Consider the following 23,137-nt stretch of genomic DNA (forward strand, 5'->3'; position numbering starts at 1 on the left):
GGACGTGCCCGGGGACAAGCGTCTGGTGGCGTATGTGGTCCCGGCCGAGGGCGTAGTGGATGCGGCGGTGTTGCGGGCGCATGTGGGCCGGGTGCTGCCGGAGTACATGGTCCCGTCAGCGGTCGTCGTGCTGGAGGCGCTGCCGGTCACGGTCAACGGCAAGCTCGACCGCCGTGCGCTCCCCGCGCCCGAGTACAAGGCTGCTGGTAGCAGCCGCGGCCCCGCCTCGCTCCAGGAGGAGATCCTGTGTGCGGTGTTCGCCGAGGTCCTCGGGGTGCCCAGCGTGGGTGTCGACGACAACTTCTTCGAGCTGGGCGGTCATTCGCTCCTCGCGGTATCGCTGGTGGAGCGGTTGAGGGCACGCGGTGTGCCGGTCAGCGTGCGGGCGCTGTTCGCCGCTCCGACGGCGGCCGGGCTGGCCGCGGCCTCCCTGGACCGGGAAGCCGTAACGGTGCCGGAGAACCTGATTCAGGCGGGCGCCGAGGCCATCACGCCGGAGATGCTGCCGCTGGTGGACCTGACGGCGGAGGAGATCGAGCGGATCTCGGCCCGGGTGCCGGGCGGCGCGGCGAACATCGCCGACGTCTACCCCTCGCCCCCTCCAGGAAGGCCTGTTCTTCCACCACCTGATGACCGGTGAGGGCGGAACGGACGTCTACCTCCAGCAGACGGCGCTGCGGTTCGACTCCCGGGGGCGGCTCGACCAGTTCCTCGACGCGCTGCAGAAGGTGGTCGACCGGCACGACATCCTGCGGACGGGATTCGCGTGGGAGGGCCTGCGCGAACCGGTGCAGGTAGTGGCGCGCAAGGCCGTTGTCCCCGCCGACGAGATCCACCTCGACGCGCAGGCCGACGGGGACCCGGTCGAGCGGCTCCTCGCGGCGTGCGCCACTTCGATGGACGTCGGCCGTGCTCCGCTGCTGCGTGCGTACATCGCCGCCGAACCCGGCGGCGACCGCTGGCTCATGGTCCTCCAGAACCACCACCTCGTACTGGACCACACCACCTTTGATGTCCTCCTGGACGAGGTGCGTGCCCTGCTGCGCGGTGACGCGGAGGGGCTGGCCGCGCCGGTCCCGTTCCGGGAGTTCGTGGCGCAGGCGCGCCTCGGTGTGTCACGCACGGAGCACGAGCGGTTCTTCGGTGAGCTGCTCGACGGCGTGACCGAGCCGACGGCGCCGTACGGTCTCCTCGACCTGCGCAAGGAAGGATCCGCCGGCATCACCGACGTGAGCACCACGCTGGACGCCGGTCTCGCTGTGCGCTTGCGGGAGCAGGCGCGGCGTCTGGGTGTGAGCCCGGCGACGCTGTTCCATCTGGTGTGGGCGCGGGTCGTCGCGGTGACGTCGGGTCGCGATGATGTCGTGTTCGGCAGTGTGCTGTTCGGTCGTATGCAGGCGGGCGCGGGTGCGGACCGGACTCCGGGTCTGTTCATCAACACCCTTCCCGTACGTGTGCCCACGGGGCACGTCTCGGTGACTGAGGCCGTGCGGGGGATGCAGAAGCAGCTCGCCGACCTCCTCGTCCACGAGCACGCCCCGCTCACCCTCGCCCAGCAGGCGGCTGACCTCGCGGCGGAGACCCCGCTGTTCACCTCCCTCCTCAACTACCGGCACGACATGGCCAGTGGCGCGGGCCCGGACGACGCGATGAGCGGCGCCCTCGAGGGGGTCGAACTGCTCTCGGCCCACGAGCGCACGAACTACCCCCTCGCCGTGTCCATCGACGACGCGGGCACGGACTTCGGCGTCACCGTCCAGGCGGCCGACCCCATCGCGCCGCACGACGTCTGCGCGCTGGTCCACACCGTCACCGCGGAGCTCGTCCGCGCACTGGAAGAGGAGCGGGCAGAGGGGCTCGAAAAGGAGAGCGCCACCGAGCTGTGCCGCATCGAGGCCCTCGGCGAGTCCGAGCGCCACCGCGTGCTCACCGCCTGGAACGACACGGCACGGGAAACGCGCCCGACCACGCTGACCGAGCTGTGGCACGCACAGGTGGCCAGGGCGCCCGAGGCCGTCGCCCTCGTCGACGAAAGCGCGCGACTGACGTACGCCGAGCTCGACGCGCGGGCGGATCGATGGGCCGAGGTGCTCATCGGCAAGGGCGTCGGGCCCGAGCAGCTCGTGGCGATCGCCCTGCCGCGCTCCGCGGACACGGTGGTGGCGCTCCTCGCGGTGCTGAAGGCCGGTGGCGCCTATCTGCCGCTGGACCCGAGCCACCCCGCCGAGCGCACCGCGCACGTGCTGAAGGACGCGCGCCCCATCGCACTGATCACAGCCGCGGCTCTGGCGGAGGGCCTCGCGGACACGGCCGTGCCCCAGCTCCTCGTCGAGGACATGGACCGCGCCGAACCGTCCGCCGGCCGTGCGCCCCGGGCAGCTCTGCCGTCCCACCCCGCGTACGTCCTCTACACCTCGGGCTCGACGGGCCGCCCCAAGGGCGTCGTCGTCAGCCACGGGTCCGCCGCCGAGTTCTCCACCGGCATCACTTCGGCCTACGAGATCGGCGCACAGGACCGCGTCCTCGGCTTCGCGGCCTTCACCTTCGACGTGTCCGTCTTCGAGGTGTTCACCACCCTGCTCGTCGGGGCCACGCTGGTCCTGGCAGGGGACGAGGACCGTCTCAACGCCGACCGGCTCCAGGCCCTCATGGCCGAGCAGGAGGTGACGGTCGCCGAGCTGCCGCCCGCGCTGATGCCGCTGCTGCGTCCCGACGAACTGCCCGCGCTGCGCCTGGTGTCCACGGGAGGCGAGCTGCCCGCCGGTCGACTCGTCGATCAATGGGCGAGCCCCGACAGGGAGTTCTGGAACGGTTACGGGCCTACGGAGACCACTGTCGCCGTCACGCTCATGCGCTGTCTCCCGCCGTCCCACGGCCAGGCCCCGCCGATCGGCGGCCCCACGCCGAACACGCGCGTCTTCGTACTGGACGCGGGCCTGCGGCCGGTGCCGGTGGGCGTCGCGGGCGAGCTGTATGTCGCGGGCGCACAGCTGGCACGGGGATACCTGGGTCGGCCCGGGCTGACCGCGGAGCGCTTCGTCGCCTGCCCGTTCGGTGCCGCCGGTGAGCGGATGTACCGCACGGGTGATGTGGTGCGCTGGCGCGCGGACGGGAACCTGGAGTTCCTCGGCCGCGCCGACGACCAGGTCAAGGTCCGGGGCTTCCGGATCGAACTCGGCGAGGTCGAGACGGCGTTGCTGTCGCACGGCGATGTCGCGCAGGCGGCGGTGCTGGTGCGCGAGGACGTGCCCGGGGACAAGCGTCTGGTGGCGTATGTGGTCCCGGCCGAGGGCGTAGTGGACGCGGCGGTGTTGCGGGCGCATGTGGGCCGGGTGCTGCCGGAGTACATGGTTCCCTCGGCGGTCGTCGTGCTGGAGGCGCTGCCGGTGACGGTGAACGGCAAGCTGGACCGCCGTGCGCTCCCCGCCCCTGAATACATGGTCTTGGCTGGTCGGGCACCGGTGAACGTTCAGGAGGAGATCCTGTGTGCGGTGTTTGCGGAGGTCCTCGGGGTGCCCAGCGTGGGTGTCGATGACAACTTCTTCGAGCTGGGCGGTCACTCTCTCCTCGCGGTTCGTTTGGTGAGTCGTGTGCGGTCGGTGTTGGGTGTGGAGGTTGGTGTGCGGGCGGTGTTTGAGGCGCCGTCGGTGGGGTTGTTGGTGGGGCGGTTGGAGGGTGCTGAGGGGGCGCGGCCGGCGTTGTCGGCGCGGGTGCGTCCGGAGTTGGTGCCGTTGTCGTTCGCGCAGCAGCGGTTGTGGTTCCTGGGGGAGTTGGAGGGGCCGAACGCGACGTACAACATTCCCGCGGGTATCCGTCTGCGGGGCGAGCTGGACGTCGCAGCCCTGGGTGCGGCGCTCAACGACGTGGTGGCACGGCACGAGGTGCTGCGCACGGTGTTCCCCATGGTGGGGGGCCAGCCGCAGCAGCGGGTTCTCGACGTCGGCTCGGCCGGGTGTGAGCTGAAGGTCGCGGATGTCTCCACGCGGGATGTGGAGGGGGTGATGGCTGAGGTGGCCGGGTGTGTGTTTGATCTGTCGGTGGATGTTCCGTTGCGGGCGTGGTTGTTCACGACGGGTCCGCAGGAGCATGTGTTGATGTTGGTGTTGCATCACGTGGCGGGTGATGGCTGGTCGATGGCGCCGTTGGCGCGTGATGTGTCGGTGGCGTACGCGGCGCGTGCTGCGGGTGGTGTTCCGGTGTGGGAGCCGCTTGCGGTGCAGTACGCGGATTACGCGTTGTGGCAGCGGGAGTTGCTCGGGGAGGAGAGTGATTCCGAGAGTGTGATGGCGCGGCAGCTGGTCTACTGGCGCCAGGCACTGGCCGACGTACCGGATGAGCTGGTACTCCCTGTCGACCGACCGCGCCCGGCCATCGCGTCGCACCGCGGCGGCATCGTGGACCTCGGCGTCGAGCCGGACGTCCATGCGCGGCTGGTGGAGGTCGCACGGGCACATGGCGTGACGCTGTTCATGGTGTTGCAGGCAGGTATGGCGGCGCTGTTGAGCCGCTTGGGTGCGGGCCGTGACATTCCGTTCGGTGTTCCGGTGGCGGGGCGTTCGGACGAGGCGTTGGAGGAGCTGGTCGGGTTCTTCGTGAACACGCTGGTCATCCGCACGGACGTGAGCGGGGACCCGTCGTTCGCGGAGCTGTTGGAGCGGGTGCGGGAAGCGGGCCTGGGCGCGTACGCGCATCAGGACATCCCCTTCGAGCGGCTCGTGGAGGAGCTGGCGCCGACGCGGTCCATGGCACGCCACCCCCTCTTCCAGATCATGCTGGCCCTGCAGAACAACGCCCAGGCCGACCTGGACTTCCCCGGCCTCCGGGCCGAGGCCGTGCCCGCGGGCCACGTGTCCGCCAAGTTCGACCTGGAGATCGGCCTCAGCGAGCGGTTCGGCCCCGGCGGCGAGCCGATCGGGCTGCACGGCAGCATCATCTACGCCACGGACCTGTTCGACCCCACGACGGCCGCATGGATGGCCAAGCTCTACGCCAGGGTCCTGGACGCCGTGACGGCCGACCCCTCGACGCCCCTCAGCCGGGTGGAGATCCTTGAGGACGCCGAGCGGAAGACGATCCTCGAGGAGTGGAACGACACCGAGCACCGCACCCCCGCGCGGACCCTCCCGGAGCTGCTGCGGCACCAGGCGGAGCACACCCCCGACGCGGTCGCCGTGCTCTTCCAGGACGTCGAGGACGGGCTCGGGCACGAGCGCGACGAACTCACCTACGCACAGCTGCACGCCAGGGCGAATCGCCTCGCACGGCTGCTCATGTCGCACGGCGTGGGTCCTGAGACCCTCGTCGCCGTCTGCATGGAGCGTTCGCCGGACCTGGTCGTGACGCTGCTCGCGGTCCTGAAGGCCGGTGGCGCGTACGTACCGATCGACCCGGAGTACCCGGCCGACCGCATCGCCCACGTCCTGGACGACGCGCGGCCCGCGGTCGTCCTCACCAGCCGTGTCACCGACGCGGCACTGGAGACGGGCAACGGCACCGACCGGATCGTGGTCGACGACCCGCGCACGGTGTCCACGCTGGCCGACCTGGACGCCGGGCCGGTCGACGACAAGGAGCGCACGTCCGCGCTGCTGCCGTCCCACCCCGCGTACGTCATCTACACCTCGGGTTCCACGGGCCGCCCCAAGGGCGTCGCCGTGCCGCACCGGGCCGTGACGAACTTCCTCGCGGCGATCGGCGACCGCTGCCCGCTGGACGAGCGGGACCGCCTGCTCGCGGTCACCACCGTGGCCTTCGACATCCACGTCCTGGAGCTCTACCTGCCGCTGCTCGCGGGCGCGTCCGTGGTGGTCGCGCCGCGTACGGCGGTACGGGACCCGCGCCTGCTCGTGGCGCTCGCCGAACGCCTCGACGTCACAGTCGTGCAGGCCACGCCGACGCTGTGGCAGGCCCTGCTCGACGAGGACCCCACGGCCCTGAAGGGCGCCCGCATCCTCGTGGGGGGCGAGGCGCTGCCCTCCACCCTCGCCGAGCGGATGCTGGCCACCCCCGGGAAGGCCATGAACCTGTACGGCCCGACCGAGGCGACCGTGTGGGCCACCACCGCCGAACTGACCGCGGGCGGCCAGGGCTCCGTGGCCTCGATCGGCCGCCCCTTGTGGAACACCCGGGCATACGTCCTGGACGACAGGATGCAGCCGGTCCACGCGGGCGTCGCGGGCGAGCTGTACCTGGCCGGCGACCAGCTCGCGCGCGGCTACCAGGGCCGCCCGGACCTGACGGCGGAGCGCTTCGTGGCCTGCCCGTTCGGGGCTCCCGGCGAGCGCATGTACCGCACGGGCGACCTGGTGCGCTGGCACGCCGACGGCAGCCTGGAGTACCTCACCCGCGTCGACGACCAGGTCAAGATCCGCGGGTTCCGCATCGAACTCGGCGAGATCGAGGCGGGGCTCACGGCCCACGCCGAGGTCGCCCAGGCCGCGGTGGTCGCCCGCGACGACGCCCACGGCTCGCGGCAACTCGTCGCCTACGTGGTCCCGGGCTCCCGCGCGGAGGAACGCGACCAGGAGCGCGAGGACCGCCAGGTCGAGGACTGGCAGAGCGTGTACGACTCCCTGTACCGGGACATGGCACCGGACGACGGCACCGAGCTCGGCGAGAACTTCGACGTCTGGATCAGCGTCTACGACGGCAGCCGCATCCCGGAGAGCCACCTCCAGGAGTGGCGGTCCGTCATCGTGGACCGCATCCTCGACCTGGAACCCCGCCGCATCCTCGAACTCGGCGTCGGCAACGGCCCGCTCCTGGCCCGCCTCGCACCGCGCTGCGAGGAGTACTGGGGCACCGACCTCTCGGCCGAGGGCATCGAGGTGCTCCGCCGGGGAGTGGAGCAGCAGCCGGAACTGCGCGACCGGGTCCACCTGCGCGCGCAGGGGGCCGACGTCACCGACGGTCTGCCGCGGGAGCACTTCGACACCATCGTGCTCAACTCCGTCGTACAGTACTTCCCGAACACGGAGTACCTCCTGGAAGTCCTGCGCAACGCCGTGGACCTCCTGGCCCCCGGCGGGCGGATCTTCATCGGTGACGTGCGCAACCTGCGTCTGCACCGCTATCTGTCCGCCGCGGTCGCGCTGCGCAGGCACGAGCAGGGGAGCGGGGCGGATGCCGTGCGCCGGGCCGTCGAGCAGATGCTCCTGAGCGAGCAGGAACTGCTGGTCGACCCCGACTTCTTCCCCGCGCTCTGCGCCGCGTCGGCGGAGCTGGAGCACGCCGAGATCCTGGTGAAGCGGGGCGTGCACCACCACGAGATGTCCCGGCACCGCTACGACGTGGTCCTGCACAAGACGTCCTCCGCACAGTCCGCGCAGTCCGCGCAGTCCAACGCGCAGTCCAACGCGCGGTCCTCCGTGCAGCTCTCCGTACAGTCCCCCACGCAGCCAGTCGCGGGCACTGAGGAGACGACGCTGCGCTGGGGCACGGACGTGACCGACCTCGCCGGGCTCGCCGACCTGCTGCGCGCCGACCGGTCCGGGACGCTCCGCGTGACCCGCGTGCCCCATCGCGGGCTCGCCGGTGAGATCGCCGCGCTGCGCCTCCTGGACGCGGGCGAGCCCGTGGACACGGCGCTCGCCGCGCTCGGCGACGACGGCTCGGCGACCGGGGCACTGGACGCCGAGGACCTCCACCTGCTGGGCGAGCGCCTCGGGTACCGGACCGCGGTCACCTTGACCGGTGCCGCCGACGACGGCTCCATGGACGCCGTCTTCACACCGGCCGTCTTCACATCGGCCGTCATCGCACCAGCTGTCTCCGAGGCACTGGATTCCGGCGTCCCCCGTACGGTCGGATCCGCCGACACGTACCGGCCCGCGGGTCCCAGCCGGTCCGACCTCGCCTCGTACACCAACAACCCCGTGGCCAGGAGCCGGAGCGCGGCGGCCCTGACCGGCACGCTCCGCGACCACCTGCGCGACCGGCTGCCCGAGTACATGGTGCCCGCGGCCTTCGTGGTCCTGGACGCCCTGCCGCAGACGGCCAACGGCAAGCTGGACCGGCGGGCCCTGCCCGCGCCCGACCACGCCCCCGGCGTGGCCGGGCGGGCCCCCGCTTCGGTGCAGGAAGAGGTGCTCTGCGGTGTCTTCGCCGAGGTCCTGGGGCTGCCCCAGGTCGGCGTCGACGGCAACTTCTTCGAGCTGGGCGGCCACTCCCTCCTCGGGGTGCGCCTCGCCGACCGGATCCGGTCCGTGCTCGGCGTCGAGATCGGCATCCGCGACCTGTTCGAGGCGCCGACGCCCGAAGCCCTGGCCGCCCGCCTCGCGGACGCCGGGATGACCCAGGAAGCGCTCGGAGGTCTCCTCCCCATCCGCGCCAAGGGCAGCAGGCCGCCGTACTTCTGCGTCCACCCGGCCGGCGGGGCCAGCTGGTGCTACGTCCCGCTGACGCGCCACATGCCCCAGGACCAGCCGCTGTACGCGCTGCAGGCGCGCGGCCTCGGCCCCGTGCCGGAGGAACTGCCGTCCTCGGTGCGGGACATGGCGGCGGACTACGTCGCCCAGATCCGCGCGGTCCAGGAGACGGGGCCGTACCACCTCCTGGGCTGGTCCTTCGGCGGCATCGTCGCGCATGAGATGGCCGTACTGCTCCGGGCCGACGGCCACGAGGTCGCCCCCCTGGTGATCATGGACGCCTATCCGATGCCGGAAGAGGAGCGTGCCGACGACGGCGCCGAGCCCGTGGACCTCACGGAGGTCGTGGTGCAGGGCGCGGGCCGCTTCGGCGCCGAGCTGACACCGGAGGAGATCGACCGCTTCGCGCGGGTCATCGAGAACAACGCGCGCATCCAGCGCGCCCACGTGCCAGGGGTCTTCGACGGCGACGCCCTCGTCGTCGTGGCGGCCGCGGACCGCGAGGAGAGCGGTGCCGACGCCGGACTGTGGGCCCCCCACGTCTCCGGCGCGACGGCCGAGACCGAAGTGCCCTGTCGGCATGACGACATGGCACACCCGGACATGCTGCGACGGGTCTGGGACGCCGTGACAGCACACGCGCGCCCGGCCCATGAGCAAGCGCGCCCGACCAACGAGCACACGCGCCCGATCCAGGGGTAGTGAACCCGCCATCCGACGGAATTGGAATAGAGTGAGAAAATCAGAGATGCGCCATTATTCTCTGGTCTGTCCGGTATGCGGGCTGAAGCAGGTGGACGACGGACTGACGCTGTCCTGCGCCAGCGACCACGCACCGGCGCTGTTGCAGACGGAGTACGAGGCGCGGACGTTCGAGCCGCTGCGGGACGTCGACGGGATCTTCCGGTACCGCCCGTGGCTTCCGGTCGTCCGGACGTTCGCCGGGGCCGGGCGCACGACGGTGCTGCGCAGCGAGCGCCTGTGCCGCTTCCTCGGCATGCCCGGTCTCCGCGTCGCGTTCAACGGCTACTGGCCGGAGCGGGGCGGATTCCTGGAGACCGGGACGTTCAAGGAACTGGAGGCGTACACGGTCCTCGGCCGGATGCCGGAGAACGCGCCGGTCCTGGTCGTCGCGTCCGCGGGCAACACCGCGGCCGCGTTCGCCGCGGTCTGCTCCCGGTATGCCGTGCCGTGCCTCCTGATCATTCCCGAGACGGGCCTCGACCGGCTCAAGCTGCGCGAGGACCTGCACCCCGCGGTGCGCCTCGTCGTCGTGGAGGACGCCGACTACGCCGATGCGATCGCCCTCTCCGAAGAGGCCGCGAAATGGCCGGGATTCGTCCTGGAGGGAGGCGTGCGCAACGTCGCCCGCCGCGACGGCCTCGGCACCGTGATGTACGCGGCGGCGGAAGAGACGGGCGAACTGCCCGAGTACTACTTCCAGGCGGTCGGCAGCGCCGCGGGCGCCATCGCCGTGCACGAGGCCGCCAAGCGCGTACGGGAGGCGACGTCCGCGCCCACCACCGCCCTGCCCCGCCTCATGCTCTCGCAGAACGCCGGATTCGCCCCGATCCACCGGGCCTGGCAGGGGCGGACGCGCGCCTTCACCCCCACGGGAGGGGACCAGAACGCCCTCCGTGACGTGTTCGCGGACGAGCTGACCAACCGGCGGCCGCCCTACGCGGTGCACTCGGGCGTGTTCGACGTACTCACCGAGAGCGGCGGCGATGTGGCCACCGTCGACAAGGAGGCCGCCGTGGCGGCCCGGCAGGTCTTCGACGACCTGGAGTCGATCGACCTCGAACCGGCCGCGGCGGTGGCGGCGGCGTCGCTCTTCACCGCCGTCGCGGAAGGCAGAATTCCGAGGGATGCCTCCGTGCTCCTGAACGTCACGGGCGGCGGCCGGGCACGCATGGCCCGGGACCACGCGATGCGCCAGGCGGAGCCTCATCTCCGGGTACGGGTGGACGGCTCCCACGACGCGGCCCTCGACTCCATCAGAGGGCTGTTCGACGCGGTCGACGCCCACGCGGTGGGGAGCGAGCGCCGGTGATGACGACAGTCACCGCCCGGATGGCGGAGATGGTGTCCGCACTGCGGGACCGCATAGGCACCACGGCCCTGGCGGGCGGCGCGGACCCGGAGCCGTGGACCACCGCGGGGGACGTCCTGGCCTCCTTCCTCGACGACCCCGACCTGCTGACCCCGGAACAGTGGGAAGCCGATCCGCACGCCTATCGGCAGCACCTGTTGCACGCCGAACCGGACGGCTCCTTCTCCGTGGTGGCGCTGGTCTGGCTGCCGGGCCAGGAGACCCCGGTCCATGACCACGTGGCCTGGTGCGTGGTGGGCGTGCACCGGGGCGAGGAGGTGGAGGAGCACTTCCGCGTCGCCACGGACGACCAGGGGCCGCATCTGGTCCGGGTGGCCCGCAGCGTGAACGCCGAGGGCTCCGTGACGTCCGTCTGCCCGCCCGGCGACGTCCACCTCGTACGCAACGGAACCAGCGACAAGGTGGTGTCCCTGCACATCTACGGAGCGAACGTCGCAGCGCGGGGGACCAGCATCCGGCGCAGCTACGACCTGCCGGTCCGCGATCTGCCGGTCGGTGACGCGCCGGTCCGCGACGCCGCCGTCCGTACGTGACACCGGGCGCCGGGCCGGTTCCACCGGCCCGGCGCCTCCTCAAGGGGGAACCAGGGCGCGCACGTTCGAGCGTGACGCGATCGTTCAGGGACATCTCCGTGCCAGATCCCAGCAGCTTTCGAAATGCGCCCCTGGCGCGCGCCCCCAGCGGGTCTAGCGTCCCTGGGCCATGGGACACCTGGACCACGCCACCTTCGGCTGGCTGACGCCCGCGCTGTCGTACGCGATGGCGTGCGTCGGCGCCGCGCTCGGCCTGCAGTGCACCGTGCGTGCGCTGCGCACGACGGGACGCTCGCGGCGCAACTGGCTCCTCACCGCGGCGTCGGCGATCGGCACCGGCATCTGGACGATGCACTTCGTGGCGATGCTCGGCTTCGGAGTCAGCGGCACAGAGATCCGCTACGACGTGCCGCTGACGCTCCTGAGCCTGCTCGTCGCCATGGCCGTCGTCGGTGGCGGCGTCTTCGCCGTCGGCTACGGCCGCGACCGCGGGCGCTCGCTCTCCCTCGGCGGCCTCAGCACGGGGCTCGGCGTCGCGAGCATGCACTACCTGGGCATGGCCGCACTGCGCCTCCACGGAGACGTCGACTACGACCCGGCCGTCGTCGCCCTGTCCGTGGTGATCGCCGTGGTCGCGGCCACGGCCGCCCTCTGGGCGGCCCTGAACATCAAGTCGACGCTCGCGGTGGCCGTCGCCTCGCTCGTCATGGGCGGCGCGGTGAGCAGCATGCACTACACCGGCATGCTCGCCGTGAGCGTGCGCGTCGCCCCCTCAGGGGCGGCACTGCCCGGGGCCACGACGATGCAGTTCATCTTCCCCCTCGCCGTGGGCCTGGGCTCCTATCTGTTCCTGACCTCGGCGTTCGTCGCGCTGTCCCCCAGCGCGGGCGAACGCGCGGCCTCCGCGACGGCTCAACGCCCCGCCGAACGCACCGCTCCGTAGCGGCGCACACGACCCGGCGACGAGCGGGCGGCACACGCCCCCGACCCTTCCGAGCGAGGAGGCCATGCGCATACCCCGGAACACCCCCGACACCGGCACCCCGGCCACCCCCGCGGCCCGTGGCCGCCGCGCGCACGCGGGCCCGCCCGCCGACGAACCCCCGTCCGCCGAGGGCGAGGCCTCGCCCACCGGAACAGGACCCACCGGCAACAGGCCCCCGCGCGGGGGACGTCGGTGGTTCCGCCCCCGCACCGTGCGCGCCAAGGTCGTGTGCCTGCTGATGGTGCCGGTCGTGTCCCTCCTCGCCCTGTGGGCGTACGCGACCGTCAGCACCGCCCAGGACGTCGCGTCGCTGCGGCAGACCCAGCACGTCGACACCGCCGTGCGGGCGCCCGTCGCCGCGGCCGTCACGGCCCTCCAGGGCGAACGCGCCGCGGCCGTGCGGCACGCGACGCAACCCACCGCCGACCGGGCCGCCGCCCTGCGCAGACAGGCGGACCAGACCGACCGGGCCGTGGCGAAGCTGCGCCTCGGCAAGGACCACACGGTCGCCGACGGAGCCGGGCTGCCCGCAGCCGTGGGGCGGCGGCTCGAACAGTTCGCCACCGGCGCCGAGCGGCTGCGCACCGTGCGCACGTCCGTCCTCGACCGCCGCACCGGGTGGGACGACGCCTTCGGGCAGTACACGAAGACCATCACGGCCGCCTTCGGAGTCGACGGCGCGCTCTCCGGGCTGCGGAGCAGCGAACCGGGCTCCCACGCGCGCGTGCTGCTCGAGTTCTCCAGGGCGGGCGAAATGCTGGCGCGCGAGGACACGCTGCTGGCCGGCGCCCGACTCACGGGCGCCCTCGACGGGGAGCGGCTGCGCCGGTTCACCGGAGCCGTGGACACCCGGCGGACCCTCACGGAAGCGGCCGTGGCGGATCTGCGCGGACCCGAGCGGGAGGCATGGCAACGCCTCACCAAGGAACGCGCGTACGCCGACGTCCGCGCCGTCGAGGACAAGGTGCTCGCCGCCCCGCCCGGCAAGAAGGCCATGGCAGCGGCCCCCGCCCGCACCTGGGACACCGCCTACGCGACGGTACGGGACACCCAGCGCGCCATCGCGGAGCGCGCGGCACGCGACGCCGCTGACCGCGCGGACCCGCTGACGCGCGGCGTGTTCACCGTCGCGGGCGCCGCCGTGCTCTGCGGCCTCGCCGCCGTCGTGGCCTCGCTCGTGATCTCCGTACGCATCGGCCGCGGCCTCGTCGTGGAGCTGGTGGGACTGCGCAATCGCGCCCTGGAGATCGCGCGCCGTCAACTCCCGCACGCCATGCGGAGACTGCGCGCGGGCGAAGAGGTCGACGTCGCCGCCGAGGCCCCCGAGGGGCCGCCCGCCGAGGACGAGGCGGGGCAGGTCGCCGAGGCCCTCGGCACGGTGCACCGCGCCGCGCTGCGTGCCGCCGTGGAGCGCGCGGAGCTGGCGAGCGGCATCTCCGGAGTCTTCGTGAACCTCGCACGGCGCAGCCAGGTGCTCGTCCACCGGCAGCTCAGCCTCCTGGACACGATGGAGCGCCGCGCCGACGACCCGAACGAGCTCGGGGACCTCTTCCGGCTCGACCACCTCACGACCCGCATGCGCCGCCACGCCGAGAGCCTGATCATCCTCTCCGGGGCGGCGCCGGGCCGCGCCTGGCGTGTTCCGGTGCCCCTCACGAACGTCGTACGCGCCGCGGTCTCCGAAATCGAGGACTACGCGCGCGTGGAGGTACGCCCGCTCCCCGAGGCCTCCGTCGTGGGCGGTGCCGTCGCCGACCTCACCCATCTGCTGGCCGAACTGGTCGAGAACGCCGCCCAGTTCTCGCCCCCGCACACCAAGGTGCGGGTCACCGGCGAACCCGTGGGCAACGGCTACGCCCTGGAGGTCGAGGACAGAGGCCTCGGCATGAACCCCGACGGCCTCGCCGAGGCCAACCGGAGGGTCGAGGAGTCCGAGGCGCTCGGCCTCTTCGACAGCGACCAACTGGGCCTCTTCGTAGTGAGCAGACTGGCCGCACGACACGGCATCAAGGTGCGCCTGCTCACCTCCCCGTACGGCGGGACGACCGCCGTGGTCCTGCTGCCCGTCGCACTGCTGGAAAACGAGGTATCCGCCCGGGTGCCCGGCCGTGAACGGGGAGAGCGACAGGAGGTGTTCGCATCCGCCCGCGTACCCGGAGCGCTGGACGGTGCCCCACCGGGCGAGCGCCGATCCCTGGGCCCTTCCGCCGAGCGGCCCGCGCCGTCACCTCCCGGCGTCACGGCACTGCGCCTGCGCAGGCCCACGGACGCGGCAGCCGCTCGGGACGCGCTGGCCCCCGAGCCCGCCCCGCACGCGACGGACGAACTGCCGCGCCGCGTGCGCCAGGCGAGCCTCGCCCCGCAGCTGCGCGAGCGTCCGCCCGCGACCGGGAGCCCCGAACCGGCCGACGACCGCAGCCCCGAGCGCGTACGGAGCCAACTGGCCGCCTACCGGGACGGCTGGGCCCGGGGCGGCGGGCGCCCACCCGGCAGCGACAGCAGCGAAGGAGACCCCGCATGATCCAGGAAACCGGCCTCACCGCGAACCGGTCCGGCGAACTCGACTGGCTCCTCGACGACCTGGTGGCACGCGTCAGCGACGTGCGGCACGCGGTCGTGCTGTCCAACGACGGGCTCGCGGTCGGCGCCTCGACGGCCCTCACCCGCGAGGACGCCGAGCACCTGGCCGCCGTCGCCTCGGGGTTCCACAGCCTCGCCAAGGGCGCGGGGCGGCACTTCGGGGCGGGCGGCGTGCGCCAGACGATGGTCGAGATGGACGACGCCTTCTTGTTCGTGGCCGCGGCGGGCGACGGCTCCTGCCTCGCCGTCCTCAGCACGGTCACCGCTGACATCGGCCTCGTCGCGTACGAGATGGCGCGCATGGTCAAGCGCGTCGGGGCGCATCTGACGACCCCCGCGCGCTTCTCCGAGCCGCCGCCGAGCACCGGATGACCGGGGCGGCCAGAAGCGATGACCGACACCAGCGACGGCGCCGCGCGACGGCACGGCAGCCAGTGGTACGACAGCGAGGCGGGACCCCTGGTCCGCCCGTACGCGATGACGGGCGGACGCACCCGACCCACGTCCAGTGGGGTGCGGTTCGACCTGATCGCCCTGGTCGGCCTCACCCAGGACGCCACGCTGCCGGGCGACGACGTGGCCCTCGGCCCCGAACACCGGGTGCTGCTCGACCTGTGCCGCGCCGAAACCCAGTCCGTCGCCGAACTCGCCGCCGGTGCCGATCTGCCCGTGGGCGTGGTCAGGGTGCTGCTCGGCGACCTCCTGGAGGAGGGCCGCGTTCAGGTGCGACGGCCCGTGCCTCCGGCCCAGCTACCTGACGAGACGATTCTGCGAGAGGTGATCGATGGGCTCCGAGCGCTCTGACGCCATGCCCGAGGAGACCGTTGACGACACGGCCCTGGCGTTGAAGATCCTGGTCGCCGGAGGCTTCGGCGTGGGCAAGACCACCCTGGTCGGCGCCGTCAGCGAGATCCGGCCCCTGCGCACGGAGGAACTCCTCAGCGAGGCGGGGCAGTCGGTCGACGACACCGACGGCGTGGACCGCAAGGTCACGACCACGGTCGCGATGGACTTCGGCCGCATCACCATCAGATCCGGGCTCTCGCTGTACCTCTTCGGCACCCCGGGACAGGACCGCTTCTGGTTCCTGTGGGACGAGCTGTCACAGGGAGCCCTCGGCGCCGTGGTCCTCGCGGACACACGGCGCCTTGAGGACTGCTTCCCCGCCGTGGACTACTTCGAGCACCGTGACATCCCGTTCGTCGTGGCGGTCAACTGCTTCGCGAACGCCCGGACGTACGGCGCGCATGAGGTGTCACGGGCCCTGGACCTCGACCGCGGAACACCCGTGGTGCTGTGCGACGCCCGGGACCGGGACTCGGGAAAGGAGGTGCTGATCCGCCTCGTCGAGTACGCCGGGCGGAGGCATACCGCCCGGCTGCTCGACTCGGTGGGCTGACGGGCCGCCCCGCCGCGCGGGCGAGTGGCCGATTCCGTGAGGTCCTGGTGGCGCGCCGCCCTCAGTCGGAGACGGCCGCGTACGCGAGCACCTTGTCGATCCTCACCCGTACAAGGAGCTCGCCCGGCACGCCGTTGCGCGCGCCGAACTCCTCGGCCCGCTCCTCGCCCATGTAGCGGCCACCGATGCGGGCCGCCCAGTGCCGTACCTGCTCCAGGTCCTCGGACAGCTCGGCCCTGCCCTGCAGGACGACGAAGGCGAACGGAGGCGCGTCGTCGTCGACGCACAGTGCCACACGCCCGTCGCGTGCGAGATTGCGCCCCTTGACAGTGTCCTTGCCGGTGTTGAACACCAGGTCGTCGCCGTCGAGGAGGAACCAGATCGGAGCCACGTGCGGGCTGCCGTCCGCACGGACGGTGGACAGCTTGCCCGTGCGGGTGCCCTGCGAGACGAAGGCCCGCCACTGCTCGTCAGTCATCTTCTGTGCCATGTCCCCATCATGCTTGCCGGGACGCCGGAGGTGGTGAAGGCTGGCAGGTCAGATCCTCCAGCCAGGGGGAGCGACACACGGGGAGAAGGGACCATGGCGCAGAACACGGGCCTTGGCTGGCTGCTCGACGACCTGACGAAGCGCGTGGAACACGTTCGGCACGCGCTGGTGCTGTCCAACGACGGCCTGGTGACGGGGGCGAGCTCGGACCTGCCGCGCGAGGACGCCGAGCACCTGGCGGCGGTGTCGTCCGGCCTGCACAGCCTGGCGAAGGGGTCAGGACGCCACTTCCACGCAGGCAACGTACGCCAGACGATGATCGAGTTCGACGACGCCGTCCTGTTCGTGACCGCGGCGGGTGAGGGCAGCTGTCTGTGCGTCCTCAGCACGGCGCAGGCCGACATAGGCCAGGTCGCGTACGAGATGACCCTGCTGGTGAACCGTGTGGGGGAGCACCTGGGCGTAGACGCCCGGCATCCGCAGCGGACACCGGTCGTAGACCCCTGACCTGCACGTGAACTGCGGTTGACCAGTGTCTGACCTGCGCGAACACGGGCGCGGGCAGAGTTATCCACAGGCCGAGCGCGAGATGGGCCGCGCGGGCTACGGTTTTTCCCAGGAGCAGTGACCAAGCACGGGGGAGAACCGCCATGACTGGCGACACGCAGACCATTCCGCAGCCCGCGTCCACCACGCCCACGGAGGCGGCCGCGCCGCCGACGGTTCCGGCCGCTCGGTCGGCGCCGCTGGCGCGCAGCAGTGCCGCGCGGGAACTGGGCCTCAAGCGGGGCGAGTTCGAGCTGGCCGTGATGCTGGGACGGGTCCGTACCGTCGCCGACCCGGCGGGGGCGCGCCGCAGGGTGAGCCGCGCGGAGATCGAGCGCGTCCGCGAGACGCCCGGGTTCCCGGAGTCCTTGCGCGAGGGCGTCAAGGCCGTGGGGACGGCCGAGGGCGCGGCCCTGCTCGACATCACACAGGCCCGCTTCACCCGGCTCGCCCGCACGGGCGTGCTGACGCCGGTGAAGTTCTATCTGAACCGCTATCGAGCCGTCGTCTGGCTCTATCTGGCGGAGGAGCTGCGCGAGTTCGCCGCCTGCGAGGCCAACGCCCCGCTGTTCACCGGCCGTGCGCCGGACACGATGCGGGCGCAGCTGGCGAGCGGTGCGGACCTGCGGGCCCGCAACTGGCGCCGTCGGCAGATGGGCTTTCTCCTCAGGCAGTCGGAGGATCCGTGGGAGCGCGTCGCCGTGACAGCCTCCTTCCTGGATCCGATGAGCCTCGCACAACTCGTCAGGGATCCGTATGAGCGGGCGTATCTGCACCGTCTCAGGCCCCAGCCGCTCACCCAGGCCGCCCCCGAATCCCCGACGACCCACATCGTCGAGCGGATCACCACGGCCGACGACCCCGACGAGATCTGCTGGCTGCGGGCCAATCTGAGCCTCGGTCTGGCAGAGGCACGGCGGCACCGGCCCGCGCCGCGGCCGGGCCGTCCGCCCGTCACCGCCACCCCGCGCCCGCACCGCGTGCCGGAGCAGCCGCCTGCGCCCGTCACCGGCGACGGCGCGGGGGAGACGGACCGGAAGGAAGAGCCTCGCGGGCTGCTGAAGTGGCTGCGCCGCAGGCGCGGACGGCCGGAGGACTAGCAGGTCGCGTCGAGGTCCTTGGCGTAGTGCTCGATGGCGGGACGGTATCCGGCGATGTCCGGGTCCGGGCTCGTGGCGGCGATCAGGTTCAGCAGGATCGTCATGGCGTCATGGGTCTGACCCGTGTTGTACAGCGCCATGGCGAGGAAGGTCCGCAGCGCTCCGTCGTCGGGGTACTCCGCCACCGCGTCCCGCAGGGTGGCGACGGCCTCCGGGTACTTGCCGAGGACGCGGTACGTACTGCCGAGGCCGAGGAGCGCCCCCCGGCGGTCCTCGTCGGACAGGCCGGGGTGCCGGATCGCGCGCACATAGTGCGGCAGCGCCTCGGCCTCGAGGCCGAGCGTGTCGTGCACCCAGGCCGTCTGGTAGGCCACTTCGGGATCGTCGGGGTGGCGCTCGCTCAGGGCGAGCAGGAGGGCGCGGGCCTCCTCGCGGCTGCCGCTCTCCCGTAGCCGGACGGCCCGGGCGAGTGTCTCGTCCCGTCCGGTGCCCGCCTGGGCGTCCGCGCCGCTGGTGCCGTTCATGCCCTGCTCCCGTCCCCGTCCCCCTGCGTGAGGAGGAATCTGTGTCAGCCGTCCGACCGGCCATCCGGGTGGCGGGGCGCGTGCGGGCGGAACAGACCTTCCTGGACGACCGATACGAGCAGCCGTCCCTCACGATCGTAGATCCGCCCGCGCGCCAGGCCGCGGCCCCCCGTCGCGATCGGCGACTCCTGGTCGTAGAGGAACCACTCGTCGGCCCGGAAGGGACGGTGGAACCACATGGCGTGGTCGAGCGAGGCCATGCCGAAGCCGCGCGGGCCCCACAGCGGCTCCACCGGGATGCGGACGGCGTCCAGGAGCGTCATGTCGCTCGCGTATGTGAGCGCGCAGGTGTGCACGAGCGGGTCGTCGCCCAGCGGGCCGACGGCACGCATCCATACGGCGCTGCGCGGCTCGGCGTCCTTGACCTCCTCGGCGGTCCAGCGCAGCCGGTCCACGTAGCGGATGTCGAAGGGCTGGCGCCGGGCCATGCGCTCCAGCTGCTCGGGGAGCGCGCCCAGATGCTCCTTGATCTCCTCGGCGACCGTCGGCAGCGACTCCGGGTCGGGGGCGTCGATGCGCGGCGGCAGCTGGTGTTCGAAGGCGCCCTGTTCGGCCTTGTGGAAGGAGGCGGTGAGGTTGAAGATCGTACGGCCCTGCTGGACGGCCGTGACGCGGCGCGTGGTGAAGGAGCGCCCGTCACGGACCCGCTCGACCTGGTACACGATGGGCACGCCCGGACGCCCCGGGCGCAGGAAGTACGCGTGCAGCGAGTGCACCGGCCTGTCGCCCTCCGTGGTGCGCCCGGCCGCGACGAGCGCCTGCCCGGCGACCTGCCCGCCGAAGACGCGCTGCAAGGACTCCTGGGGGCTGCGGCCGCGGAAGATGTTCACCTCGATCTGCTCGAGGTCCAGCAGGTCGACCAGGCGGTCCGCGGGGTTGTTCATGGGAAGTCCTCGACTCCTGTCCGGGAACGTGGGGAGCTCAGAGCTGACCGACGTCCGTGACCCGGACGACGGCGCGGCCCTCCGCGTCGGAGGCCGCGAGATCGACCTCGGCGCTGATGCCCCAGTCATGGTCGCCGTTGGGGTCGGCGAACGTCTGGCGGACGCGCCACAGACCGTGCTCGGGATCCTCCTCGATGCGCAACAGCTTGGGGCCGCGCGCGTCCGGTCCGGTGCCCAGGTCCTCGTACTCGTCCCAGTACTTGTCCATGGCCTCGCCCCAGGCATCCGCGTCCCAGCCGGACTCGGCGTCCATCTCGCCCAGCGCGTCCACCTGGTCCAGGGCGGCGAGCTCGACGCGGCGGAAGAGCGCGTTGCGCACGAGCACGCGGAAGGCGCGGGCGTTGGCCGTGACCGGCTTGACCTCGTCGGCCTTCTCCTGCGCCTCCTCGGCCGTCATGACCTCCGGGTTCGCGAGCTGCTCCCACTCGTCCAGGAGGCTGGAGTCCACCTGGCGGACCATCTCGCCGAGCCAGGCGATCAGGTCCTCGAGGTCCTCGGACTTCAGGTCGTCCGGGATGGTGTGCTCCAGGGCCTTGTACGCGCTCGCCAGATAGCGCAGCACGATGCCCTCGGTGCGGGCGAGCTCGTAGAAGGAGGTGAATTCGGTGAAGGACAGCGCCCGCTCGTACATGTCCCGGATCACGGACTTCGGGGACAGGGGGTGGTCGCCGACCCACGGGTGGCTGGTGCGGTAGGTGTTGTAGGCGTGGAAGAGGAGCTCCTCCAGCGGCTTCGGGTAGGTGATGTCCTGCAGCCGCTCCATCCGGTCCTCGTACTCGACGCCGTCGGCCTTCATCAGCGCCACGGCCTCGCCGCGCGCCTTGTTCTGCTGGGCGGCGAGGATCTGCCGCGGGTCGTCGAGCGTGGACTCCACGACGGAGACCATGTCGAGGGCGTACGACGGCGACTCCGGGTCGAGCAGCTCGAAGGCGGCCAGGGCGAAGGTGGACAGCGGCTGGTTGAGCGCGAAGTCCTGCTGGAGGTCGACGGTCAGGCGCACGATGCGGCCGGTGGCGTCCGGCTCGTCGAGCTTCTCCACGACGCCGCCGTCGAGCAGCGAGCGGTAGATGGCGATGGCGCGGCGGATGTGGCGCAGCTGCTGCTTGCGCGGCTCGTGGTTGTCCTCGAGGAGGTGGCGCATGGCCTCGAAGGCGTTGCCCGGCCGGGCGATCACCGCGAGGAGCATGGTGTGGGTGACGCGGAAGCGGGACGTCAGCGGCTCGGGGTCGGAGGCGATGAGCTTGTCGAAGGTGTTCTCCGTCCAGCCCACGAAGCCCTCGGGCGCCTTCTTGCGCACCACCTTGCGCCGCTTCTTCGCGTCGTCGCCCGCCTTCGCGAGCGCCTTCTCGTTCTCGATGACGTGCTCGGGCGCCTGTGCCACCACGAAGCCCGCCGTGTCGAAGCCCGCCCGCCCGGCACGGCCCGCGATCTGGTGGAACTCCCGGGCGCGCAGGGTGCGCACGCGATTGCCGTCGTACTTGGTGAGCGCGGTGAACAGCACAGTGCGAATGGGCACGTTCACCCCGACGCCGAGCGTGTCGGTGCCGCAGATGACCTTCAGGAGGCCCGCCTGGGCGAGCTTCTCCACGAGGCGCCGGTACTTGGGCAGCATCCCCGCGTGGTGGACGCCGATGCCGTGCCGCACATAGCGCGAGAGGTTCTGGCCGAACTTGGTGGTGAAGCGGAAACTGCCGATCAGCTCGGCGATCTGGTCCTTCTCGGCCCGCGTGCACATGTTGATGCTCATCAGCGACTGCGCCCGCTCCACGGCCTGGGCCTGCGTGAAGTGCACGATGTAGACCGGGGCCTGCTTGGTGTCGAGCAGCTCGGTGAGCGTCTCCGTGATGGGCGTCAGGCGGTACTCGTACGACAGCGGGACCGGGCGCGTCGCGGAGCGGACGACCGAGGTGGGACGGCCGGTGCGACGGGTGAGGTCCTTCTCGAACATGGCGACGTCGCCGAGCGTCGCGGACATGAGGATGAACTGCGCCTGCGGCAGTTCAAGCAGCGGGATCTGCCACGCCCAGCCCCGGTCGGGCTCGGCGTAGAAGTGGAACTCGTCCATGACGACCTGGCCGATGTCGGCGTCCTTGCCGTCGCGCAGCGCGATGGAGGCGAGGACCTCGGCGGTGCAGCAGATGACGGGGGCGTCGGCGTTCACGGAGGCGTCGCCGGTGAGCATGCCGACGTTCTCGGTGCCGAAGAGCTTGCACAGCTCGAAGAACTTCTCCGACACCAGGGCCTTGATCGGGGCGGTGTAGAAGGTGACCTCGTCGCGCGCGAGGGCCGCGAAGTGCGCACCGGCCGCGATCATGCTCTTGCCGGAGCCGGTGGGTGTCGACACGATCACGTTCGCGCCGGACACGGCCTCGATCAGAGCCTCCTCCTGGTGGGGATAGAGGGTGATGCCGCGCTCCTGGGCCCAGCCTTCAAAGGCTTCGTAGAGGGCATCGGGGTCGGCGTCCTGCGGCAGCTGATCGATAAGGGTCACACCCCCATCTTGCCTCCCCGCTGCCCGGATCAGGGAACCGGACGACGGCACGAAGATCATGAACGCTACGCTGGGTCGCCAACGGGGCATCGGGACAACGGAAATGGGGCGGGCGGCAGCAATGATGGGACCGGCACACTCACTGTCGGGGGCGGCGGCCTGGCTGGGGGTCGGCGCGGCCGCCACGGCCGCCGGGCACTCGATGCCCTGGCCGGTACTGCTCGTCGGCGCCCTGATCTGTGCCGGGGCCGCGCTCGCCCCGGACCTCGACCACAAGTCGGCGACGATCTCGCGCGCCTTCGGCCCGCTCTCCCGCGGCGTGTGCGAGATCGTCGACAAGCTCTCGTACGCGGTCTACCGCGCCACCCGCAAGCCGGGCGACCCGCGCCGCTCCGGCGGGCACCGGACGCTCACCCACACCTGGGTGTGGGCCGTCCTGATCGGCGCGGGCTCGTCGGCGCTCGCGGTCCTCGGCGGCCGGTGGGCCGTGCTCGCCCTGCTCTTCGTGCATATGGTGCTCGCCATCGAAGGGCTGCTGTGGCGGGCGGCGCGCGGTTCGAGCAGCGATGTGCTGGTGTGGCTGCTCGCCGCGACCAGCGCCTGGATCATGGCCGGGGTTCTGGACAAACCGGGCAATGGTTCGGGCTGGCTGTTCACCGGGGACGGCCAGGAGTATCTGTGGCTGGGGCTTCCGGTGGTGCTCGGCGCGCTGGTGCACGACATCGGGGACGCGCTGACCGTGTCCGGCTGCCCGATCCTGTGGCCCATCCCGATCGGCAGGAGGCGCTGGTACCCGATCGGGCCGCCGCGGGCGCTGCGGTTCCGCGCGGGCAGCTGGGTCGAGCTGAAGGTGCTGATGCCGGTGTTCATGCTGCTGGGGGGAGCGGGCGGCGCGGTCGCCCTGAACTTCGTCTGAGGCCGGGCCGAGCCCGCCTCCGGCCCAGCCGACGCACCGCCGCCCGGTCGGGCACCGGGGCGAGACCGGGCCGCGGGGTGACCCGGGGCA

The 23,137-nt window shown here is 71.9% G+C and carries 16 protein-coding genes (1 of these 16 cut by a window edge); 12 read left to right on the forward strand and 4 right to left on the reverse strand.

The window, feature by feature from the left end:
* The 9 genes from CP982_RS37210 to CP982_RS37250 form a co-directional block, all read left to right on the forward strand.
* Positions 1-640, forward strand: the 3' portion of a protein-coding gene (locus CP982_RS37210) for a non-ribosomal peptide synthetase (protein ID WP_150514501.1). The gene continues 2,717 nt to the left of window position 1, outside the view; the window shows 640 of its 3,357 coding nt (coding positions 2,718-3,357); the start codon falls outside the window, past its left edge; its stop codon occupies positions 638-640.
* Positions 630-9,068, forward strand: a complete 8,439-nt coding sequence (locus tag CP982_RS37215) for a non-ribosomal peptide synthetase (RefSeq protein WP_150514502.1) — start codon at positions 630-632, stop codon at positions 9,066-9,068. Before CP982_RS37210 ends, CP982_RS37215 begins: the two co-directional genes overlap by 11 nt.
* 91 nt (positions 9,069-9,159) lie before the next feature.
* Complete coding sequence (locus tag CP982_RS37220; RefSeq protein ID WP_229879180.1) at positions 9,160-10,419, forward strand: cysteate synthase; 1,260 nt, start codon at positions 9,160-9,162, stop codon at positions 10,417-10,419.
* A complete protein-coding gene (locus CP982_RS37225; RefSeq protein ID WP_150514504.1) occupies positions 10,419-11,012 on the forward strand; it encodes a cysteine dioxygenase family protein in 594 nt (197 codons plus the stop codon). The genes CP982_RS37220 and CP982_RS37225 overlap by 1 nt, the downstream gene beginning before the upstream one ends.
* Positions 11,013-11,181: 169 nt before the next feature.
* Positions 11,182-11,955, forward strand: a complete 774-nt coding sequence (locus CP982_RS37230) for an MHYT domain-containing protein (RefSeq protein WP_150514505.1) — start codon at positions 11,182-11,184, stop codon at positions 11,953-11,955.
* 64 nt (positions 11,956-12,019) lie between these two features.
* The gene (locus CP982_RS37235; RefSeq protein WP_150514506.1) at positions 12,020-14,518 is read left to right on the forward strand and encodes a sensor histidine kinase; all 2,499 of its coding nucleotides are present in this window, start codon (positions 12,020-12,022) and stop codon (positions 14,516-14,518) included.
* Positions 14,515-14,949 (forward strand): roadblock/LC7 domain-containing protein, encoded by a 435-nt coding sequence (locus CP982_RS37240; protein ID WP_150514507.1) that lies wholly within the window; start codon positions 14,515-14,517, stop codon positions 14,947-14,949. The genes CP982_RS37235 and CP982_RS37240 overlap by 4 nt, the downstream gene beginning before the upstream one ends.
* 18 nt (positions 14,950-14,967) lie before the next feature.
* On the forward strand, positions 14,968-15,381 hold the full coding sequence (locus tag CP982_RS37245; RefSeq protein WP_150514508.1) for a DUF742 domain-containing protein: 414 nt from the start codon (positions 14,968-14,970) through the stop codon (positions 15,379-15,381).
* Positions 15,362-15,976, forward strand: coding sequence for a GTP-binding protein (locus CP982_RS37250; protein WP_150514509.1), 615 nt, complete (start codon positions 15,362-15,364; stop codon positions 15,974-15,976). The genes CP982_RS37245 and CP982_RS37250 overlap by 20 nt, the downstream gene beginning before the upstream one ends.
* A 61-nt stretch (positions 15,977-16,037) precedes the next feature.
* On the opposite strand, the gene CP982_RS37255 is transcribed toward CP982_RS37250, so the two are convergent.
* A complete protein-coding gene (locus CP982_RS37255) occupies positions 16,038-16,466 on the reverse strand; it encodes a PPOX class F420-dependent oxidoreductase (protein ID WP_150514510.1) in 429 nt (142 codons plus the stop codon).
* A gap of 93 nt (positions 16,467-16,559) precedes the next feature.
* On the opposite strand from CP982_RS37255, the gene CP982_RS37260 reads away from it, so the two are divergent.
* Together CP982_RS37260 and CP982_RS37265 are read left to right on the forward strand one after the other, a co-directional pair.
* Positions 16,560-16,973, forward strand: coding sequence for a roadblock/LC7 domain-containing protein (locus CP982_RS37260; protein WP_150514511.1), 414 nt, complete (start codon positions 16,560-16,562; stop codon positions 16,971-16,973).
* 143 nt (positions 16,974-17,116) lie between these two features.
* Positions 17,117-18,112 carry a DUF6397 family protein gene (locus tag CP982_RS37265; RefSeq protein WP_221514707.1) on the forward strand — a complete coding sequence of 332 codons (996 nt, stop codon included), beginning with the start codon at positions 17,117-17,119 and terminating at the stop codon, positions 18,110-18,112.
* Here CP982_RS37265 and CP982_RS37270 read toward each other — a convergent pair.
* From CP982_RS37270 to CP982_RS37280, 3 genes are read right to left on the reverse strand one after another with little or no spacing between them, the layout of a single operon-like run.
* Positions 18,109-18,636 carry a tetratricopeptide repeat protein gene (locus CP982_RS37270; RefSeq protein ID WP_150514512.1) on the reverse strand — a complete coding sequence of 176 codons (528 nt, stop codon included), beginning with the start codon at positions 18,634-18,636 and terminating at the stop codon, positions 18,109-18,111. The genes CP982_RS37265 and CP982_RS37270 overlap by 4 nt on opposite strands.
* 44 nt (positions 18,637-18,680) lie before the next feature.
* Complete coding sequence (locus CP982_RS37275) at positions 18,681-19,580, reverse strand: acyl-CoA thioesterase (RefSeq protein WP_150514513.1); 900 nt, start codon at positions 19,578-19,580, stop codon at positions 18,681-18,683.
* Positions 19,581-19,617: 37 nt separating this feature from the next.
* Positions 19,618-22,191, reverse strand: a complete 2,574-nt coding sequence (locus tag CP982_RS37280; RefSeq protein WP_150514514.1) for a DEAD/DEAH box helicase — start codon at positions 22,189-22,191, stop codon at positions 19,618-19,620.
* 61 nt (positions 22,192-22,252) lie between these two features.
* On the opposite strand from CP982_RS37280, the gene CP982_RS37285 reads away from it, so the two are divergent.
* Positions 22,253-23,047: a metal-dependent hydrolase gene (locus tag CP982_RS37285; RefSeq protein ID WP_144322443.1), complete on the forward strand. Its 795-nt coding sequence runs from the start codon at positions 22,253-22,255 to the stop codon at positions 23,045-23,047.
* Positions 23,048-23,137: the final 90 nt, after the last annotated feature.

The sequence above is a fragment of the Streptomyces spectabilis genome, assembly GCF_008704795.1.
GTDB classification, from domain to species: Bacteria; Actinomycetota; Actinomycetes; order Streptomycetales; family Streptomycetaceae; genus Streptomyces; species Streptomyces spectabilis.

Bases quoted from the DNA above. Each gene is read 5' to 3' on its own strand.
- CP982_RS37275 (WP_150514513.1), bottom strand. From the start codon at position 19,580: ATGAACAACCCCGCGGACCGCCTGGTCGACCTGCTGGACCTCGAGCAG.
- CP982_RS37260 (WP_150514511.1), top strand. From the start codon at position 16,560: ATGGCGCAGAACACGGGCCTTGGCTGGCTGCTCGACGACCTGACGAAG.
- CP982_RS37255 (WP_150514510.1), bottom strand. From the start codon at position 16,466: ATGGCACAGAAGATGACTGACGAGCAGTGGCGGGCCTTCGTCTCGCAG.
- CP982_RS37250 (WP_150514509.1), top strand. From the start codon at position 15,362: ATGGGCTCCGAGCGCTCTGACGCCATGCCCGAGGAGACCGTTGACGAC.
- CP982_RS37280 (WP_150514514.1), bottom strand. From the start codon at position 22,191: ATGATCTTCGTGCCGTCGTCCGGTTCCCTGATCCGGGCAGCGGGGAGG.
- CP982_RS37215 (WP_150514502.1), top strand. From the start codon at position 630: ATGACCGGTGAGGGCGGAACGGACGTCTACCTCCAGCAGACGGCGCTG.
- CP982_RS37235 (WP_150514506.1), top strand. From the start codon at position 12,020: ATGCGCATACCCCGGAACACCCCCGACACCGGCACCCCGGCCACCCCC.
- CP982_RS37245 (WP_150514508.1), top strand. From the start codon at position 14,968: ATGACCGACACCAGCGACGGCGCCGCGCGACGGCACGGCAGCCAGTGG.
- CP982_RS37285 (WP_144322443.1), top strand. From the start codon at position 22,253: ATGATGGGACCGGCACACTCACTGTCGGGGGCGGCGGCCTGGCTGGGG.
- CP982_RS37265 (WP_221514707.1), top strand. From the start codon at position 17,117: ATGACTGGCGACACGCAGACCATTCCGCAGCCCGCGTCCACCACGCCC.
- CP982_RS37240 (WP_150514507.1), top strand. From the start codon at position 14,515: ATGATCCAGGAAACCGGCCTCACCGCGAACCGGTCCGGCGAACTCGAC.
- CP982_RS37230 (WP_150514505.1), top strand. From the start codon at position 11,182: ATGGGACACCTGGACCACGCCACCTTCGGCTGGCTGACGCCCGCGCTG.
- CP982_RS37225 (WP_150514504.1), top strand. From the start codon at position 10,419: ATGACGACAGTCACCGCCCGGATGGCGGAGATGGTGTCCGCACTGCGG.
- CP982_RS37270 (WP_150514512.1), bottom strand. From the start codon at position 18,636: ATGAACGGCACCAGCGGCGCGGACGCCCAGGCGGGCACCGGACGGGAC.